Raw genomic sequence first — 6,395 nt, forward strand, 5'->3', positions numbered from 1 at the left:
GCTTCGTATTTTTCAGTTTTAGCTCTATCAACATTCAGATGTCCTCCCTGGGCACCATATCCAGAAACAGATGATACTGTCAATCCATGTGCTCCAATTTTCTGAATCTCTTTTTTGACATTGTCAAGCTTTTCTGGTCTTATCATTGCGATTATATATTTCATTGTTATCATCACTCAGCATCCGAGTTCCTGTTTTATTCTATTTATAACCATCATATTAAAAATTAAATTATTTTTCTGAAAATTAATAACAATGTGTAATCAATTTAAAAATTCTTAGTATAAATCTATCCAAAAACAATCTTGTTTGCATATCAATAAGGTTTTCAAAATTAATTCCATGACCGCAAGGTCATTGACTATTCAAAATTAGAGGTTTAAGGATGTAATTCTAAGTTTTTGGATGAGCTCGTATTTTAACTGCTCTGGTCGTGGAAAAAAAGTTCACTTCAACCAGAAAAATCCGTCTCATAAAAGACTACTTCAATCAAAAAAGCCCTGTAAAGGGCTTCTTATAAATCTGCTAAAATCACGGGTTTTTTAATTCACTTTGATTTTTCAAACGAGAATAACTCAGAAATTGAGGTAGCTGGATAGTTACTTCAAACGTATTCGGGGAAGATTTAAACGGACCGGAAACAGCAAAAATATATTTTAATTGAATTGGATACCCGAAAAAAGATTTTAGTTATTCTCTTTAAATTACAAATACTATTTACCAGCCTTAAAACCTCAAGCCATCATCGGTTAATGTGATATCGTAGTTCCCAACAAAAAAGGTATCATGCACATTTACACCGTTTACGGTTTGCCTGGGAGTATCGTTTATTTCCACAGTACGGTCAGTTATACGAATTTTCGTTCCTCCTACATAGAAAATTCCACTCACTGCTGCGTATCCGTCTTCTGTGATTTTAGCATTAAAAATAACATCACCGTTTTCTCTTTTTGTTAACGTGAGCCCATTTCCTTTCTCGATTTCTCCCTGCACATCAAAGTTTTTGTTAATTTGAGTAAACTCGTTCCTGTCGATTTTTGCTATGAGTTCTGAGTTTTCATCCTTGATCTCGGTTGTCAGAGTAAGGTTGCCATCAGAGTTTTCCAGAGTAAACAGGTGTGTTCTGTCTCCTTTTTCTGTACCTGTCTGATATGACACCATATATGCCTGGTCTGCATAGATGTTTGATCCCAGGATTAGCATATAATCATCGTGAGTCATGTGATTTTCGCCTGTAATTTTATGTATATATTTACTAATATGATTATATAAAATGCTTCTTAATCAATTTTTATTGCGGAAAACTGAAAACGAGCTCAGTTCCAAAATCTAGTGATAAAAGTAAGTGCAACATCAGTACATAGATTTATAATTTTATAATTATGTCCTGATATTACGGCACAAGAGTGATAACTATAAGTCTTACTCTTAATAACTTTTCGGAATTACCTTCATTCTTCAATTTTTTAGATAGTTTTAGCGATGATTACGAATTACCACAAGAGAAGTTTTTCGTAGAAAAACTACTCCACCTTGTCCTATTTGCTGTACTTCTATGGTTCATAACGGCAATAATACATACACCAAAAAAGTCTTGGAAAAATCAAGATTGGTCGATACAAATGCTCAAATTGTGGTAGGAACGACAAAATAATTAAAGATTGGCTATCTGAGGGTGGAGCAAAGCAAACCACAAGAAAAGGTTGTATTAATTTAGGACTTACGCATTTGAGTAACAAAATCAATTAAAGAAAATACTCTGGATTAAAGTCACGTTTTAGATCCTTATTTGACCTGTAGTTTGTAGATATTCTGGCAGTGTATCAAATTTGCTGTAAATATTAAGTCAAGTTTTTGCGTACTATGGAGAAAATTGATTTTCCTATATGAAATTTTCTACCAAACGAAGTCTTGAATTTTATAATTTCGTAGAATAATTAATGTAGTGGCCAAACGGAAATAAATTACGCATAAATCACATATAAATCTCGCTGTTCAAATTTTTATTTCAGTTAGTACTCCATAGTATACCACAATTTGAATCAGTGTAACTTTGATTTAAAACAAGTAATTTATCTGCTTCTTCTATAAGCTGAAGACTTACATAACCTAAGAAAAAGTATTTAATAATTATAAATAAATTTTTTAATGCATGACGGTTATTTCAAAATTTATAAATATGTGTTCATTGTCAAATATGAATATGATGCCTGAGTTTGATGAGAATGGAAATATCCCTCTGATTAATTCCTCTGGTATTATAGAATCAGACATTAAAGAGTTTCAAGATAAGTTTGTAAATGCGTTTCAATCATCAAGTACACGCGTAAAGATATTTAAAGGATATCTAAACTATTGTAAGCATTTGGTTTCATTCAATGTGCCTATTATCCAATGGTTTGATGGTAGTTTTACTTCACAGAAAAATGATCCAAATGATATCGATTTTGTCACACATTTTGATGGTGCTAAATTAGATTCACTAGATAAACATACAAAAAATAGATTTTATTCATTTGGTCCTACTAAAAAAATCAAATCGTCATATATGTGTCACTCTTTCTTTATTCCTATTTACTATGAGATAAATGGCGAATTAGTTGACGACTCAAAGAATCAGATTGCTTATTGGAAGAAACATTTTGGACATGATCGAAAAAGGAATCCAAAAACTATAATAGAACTAAACTTTAATGAGTTGTCTTCGTTTTACAATGTGTGTGAAAAGTATAAATAATGGCATTAACATATATACTAAATGTATTGGATAAAAATCAAACAGGCTCATTATATTTGCACAGTAAGGTGTTTGATCAAAGACAATGTAACTTACTAACTTTTAATATGCAGTGTATAACATGACGATATAAGTCATGTGACTTTTTCAGGATAAGTAACTTATCTTAGACTACTACTCAATAAACTTATACTTAGGGGATATTTATGGACATGGATTTTCCAGATACGAATCTCACAAAAATAGAGATCGAAGAACTAACTAAACTAATTGATAAGTTTGGAGAACGGAATAGATTGAAAGAGGAACTTGAAGAACTCGATAAATTAATAAGTGATAGTCAAAAATCGATTTCCGAATTTCCAGAGAGGTTTTCTTTAAAAATTGGGCTTTATAGTTTAAAAATAAGAAAAGAAGAATTGCTTGAAAAAGAAGCAAACTTAATAAAAGAGATAGACCTTGAAAATTTATCCAGTCAAAATAAGTCTAAATTTGTAAAGGAAATTTCATGCCTTATTGGAGACATTATTTGGCAAGGCTATAAAGAAACTAATTCTTCTTGGCAATACTATCAGAAAACTAATCTTTGTTTAGCTGTGCCTGTTGCCTAAATGCAACTGTTCTTTAAATTTATAAAATTATCTCCTGTTTTTACTATAAAACCCTTACTCTAATTTTAAATACCAGTCAAATATTGGGTTTTTCTGAATCCCTTAAAGATGGTGATAGAAGTGAATAGGGAAAAAACTAATATTAAAAGTGAAGATGTCTTAAAAAAGATATATTTGCAAATAAAGACAGAAAATTTTCTTACAGATGATGAAAAACCCTATATATTAAACTATTTAAATTTTTTAATAACAAGTATTACAAGTAAAGCAAAGGAAATATCGGTAGAGCTTAATCATGATTGCATAAAAGAGGAAGATTTAAAAAATGCAATAAAAAAAGTTATTCCCCCATGGGAGCCAGATATTCCTCTTGAAGAAATTGAAAGACTAATTGAAAGTGGCAAAGAATATTTAATAAAAAAACAACGTTATGGTGGATGGGGAACTTATAGTAGTTGGATGCATGTTGCAAAATTGCCTGCAGGAATAAAAAAATGGGATGAAGAACCTCCTCTTAAAATATGGGATACTGCAATGGCAATCCATGCTCTTTTAAACGTTGGCGAGCCAAAAGATTCAAAAGTTATTCGAGATGGCATAAAATGGATAAAAATACAACTTAGGAACGATGATGGAGGCTACCCATATCTTCCAAAAGAATACTGGAAGTACTTACCTTTAGAATATTGTCCAATTAGTAGTAGTGTGTATGAAACAAGTTATGCAACGATTGCCCTTTTAGAAGCAGGCGAAAAAGTAGATTCCCCTTTTATTCAGGAAAACATTGAATTCTTACTTAGAGTACAGAATAAAGTTTACAAAGCATGGGGTCCTACACCTTTCGAAAATATGAGTGTAGGAGCTACAAGTTGTGCTGTAAGGGCTTTAGTTAAGGCAGAAATTGATCCTAAAAGTGAGTGTATTCAAAATGCAATTCGGTGGCTGGAAGACAATCAAAGAGAAGATGGCGGTTGGAGTGATACCTGGAAAGGAGGTGCTAGTGCTAGTCTGATTACCAAGACTTATGATGCAATATCTGCTCTATTAGCTTCGGGATTAGAGGCAGAAGATGAAGTAATTAAAAAAGGTATTCGGTATCTTTTACGTATTCAGGATTTTATAAGAAATGAGAAAGGTGAATGGGGTTGGGTGTGGACACCAAATGTAAAAATTGACATATCTAATATCGAAAATACTGCTACTGCTGTTGCTACTCTTCTTAGAGCCGGCATAAAAGCAAATAATTTAGAGATTAAAATGGGTATTCGATGGTTATTAAAAAATAAAGATTTTGAGGGAAGCTGGGGTAACGATACACCACGTGTAATAATATGTTTAAGTCAATACTTAAAATATAGTAAGATTTCTTAAACTCATATTTATATTAGTGTTTAGAATATTTAGTTTTTCATCTTTAGAATTAAGAAAGGGATTACAGATGATATATTTCTATATGAGCTGATCCCAAAACCAAATTTTATTCCCAAATTGATAAAAGATTCAGAACTGTTTTCCACATAAGAAACTCGATTGATAATTCAAAACACGGAATTAAGCGAAGCAATTTTGAGTTTTGGGATCAGCTCATATATTAATGCTCAATAATTAAATTGCCATGACACTAGTACACCCCGCGTAAGTAGTGAAGTACTTAATTGAAAATAATACTCCATATCCCCCTTTCCGCAGGGTGCGACAAGAAGCTATACTATGGATTGCGTCATACGCTACCTTTTCCATTTGAGGTAATCCTACTGTGACATGCACAAATGGTAACGTTTGTGTGTGAAGCTCACACGACAATATCAAGAACTCAAGGAACCTGACTTTGATAATTGGTTAGGATAAGAATACTATGAAGAACGTAAAGTAAACCATCGTAAGAATCGTGAAGTGGAATAAGTGAAAATAGGTTGATACGCTTAAACCAAAAGGTACGGGATCAGGTTGTAATGGGTCTGCGGACATTATGGCAAATGGACAAATGATTCTCGGTTTATAGATGGCTTCTAAGGTATTCATATTATTTGTAGTATAGAACTTGGTAAGCCCTAAATGCTCCAATTATGGGTATGATTCCTGTGAGGGATGACGATGGCGTTGAGGGTAGAGGATTCAGTAAAAAGCGAATGTCAATCTGTAATGGATTGAATAGGGGTTCAAACTTTGCCCTAATCTGAAAAGATGCTGACTTACTGAAGGTTTTTTCTTGTGTGAACGGAAACAAACTCACGAATGTAAGATACTCAAAGACACCAGTAGGTGAGAGGCTTACAGACAGTAATGTTAATGGGCTGTTATCCAGAATCACAAAATCAGTTATACAGATAACTGATGCCTGATACAGAAAGGGTTTGAAAACACTCGAGCCATATGAAGGGAAACTTTCACGTACGGTTCCCAGGGGAGAAAGGAGGAGTAATCCTCCTGACTTACCCGACATGTCTTATAAATTTCACTATTTTCCCCGATATCGTTTTTTTCTAATATTTTTCTCCATTATTTTAAATTGTAGTTCTCCGTTTACTCATTCATTTAATAGACCCCTTGAATAATGATTAGTTTTTTAAGGGATATTAAACCTTATTTGCCCAATTAAATGTAGTGTCAGCCCTCCCTGTTGAGGTACATTCATTAAATGATCTATTTGCTGTTTAAATGACTTAAGTACTTTAATTGATAAATTAAACGTTGATTTATCCTTACTTGTAACATTAAATTTTATATAGATGAAAATGACATCATATGCCTTATTTATAAATAAACATAAATTGTAAAAGAATAAAGTATTTATCTCGTTTTCTTCTTGATTTAAAAGAGTATTATAGAGTATTTATCTAAAAAATTGATTTTTAGAGTGTACCTTAATTGGGAAAACTCTAATGCATACTTATGATCCAAAATAAGTATTGTATACCCTTAGTTTTAGTACTGATTTGGAAGGACCCTATCATTTAAACATTATATATTCAGTAAAGGTTTTCCTTCTTTTTTTTGGTAGCAACAATTGAGATCCCAGACAATCTTAATACTAAATTTTGGAAATT

General features: G+C 32.2%; 5 protein-coding genes and 1 pseudogene. 4 read left to right on the top strand and 2 right to left on the bottom strand.

Translation table 11 applies throughout. From position 1 onward, the window contains the following. Both A9239_RS13125 and A9239_RS13130 read right to left on the bottom strand, forming a co-directional pair. Positions 1 to 173 (bottom strand): P-II family nitrogen regulator (locus tag A9239_RS13125; RefSeq protein WP_369815428.1); only part of this gene is annotated, 173 nt, incomplete at its 3' end. Positions 174 to 726: 553 nt separating this feature from the next. Then, entirely contained in the window at positions 727 to 1,221 is a 495-nt protein-coding gene (locus A9239_RS13130) for a hypothetical protein (protein ID WP_048118098.1), read from the bottom strand. Positions 1,222 to 1,406: 185 nt separating this feature from the next. Here A9239_RS13130 and A9239_RS20560 point away from each other — a divergent pair. From A9239_RS20560 to A9239_RS13150, 4 genes and pseudogenes are all read left to right on the top strand, one after another. After that, positions 1,407 to 1,641 (top strand): annotated as a pseudogene (locus A9239_RS20560) (ISNCY family transposase); the annotation flags it as partial. A 556-nt stretch (positions 1,642 to 2,197) separates the two neighbouring features. Continuing rightward, on the top strand, positions 2,198 to 2,737 hold the full coding sequence (locus A9239_RS13140; RefSeq protein WP_155396465.1) for a DUF6932 family protein: 540 nt from the start codon (positions 2,198 to 2,200) through the stop codon (positions 2,735 to 2,737). Between the two features lie 206 nt (positions 2,738 to 2,943). Continuing rightward, positions 2,944 to 3,348 carry a hypothetical protein gene (locus A9239_RS13145; RefSeq protein WP_048155300.1) on the top strand — a complete coding sequence of 135 codons (405 nt, stop codon included), beginning with the start codon at positions 2,944 to 2,946 and terminating at the stop codon, positions 3,346 to 3,348. Positions 3,349 to 3,468: 120 nt separating this feature from the next. Next, positions 3,469 to 4,719 carry a prenyltransferase/squalene oxidase repeat-containing protein gene (locus tag A9239_RS13150; protein WP_176722152.1) on the top strand — a complete coding sequence of 417 codons (1,251 nt, stop codon included), beginning with the start codon at positions 3,469 to 3,471 and terminating at the stop codon, positions 4,717 to 4,719. The last annotated feature ends 1,676 nt before the right edge of the window (positions 4,720 to 6,395 follow it).

The organism is Methanosarcina sp. A14, assembly GCF_001729375.1.
GTDB classification, from domain to species: domain Archaea; phylum Halobacteriota; class Methanosarcinia; order Methanosarcinales; family Methanosarcinaceae; genus Methanosarcina; species Methanosarcina barkeri.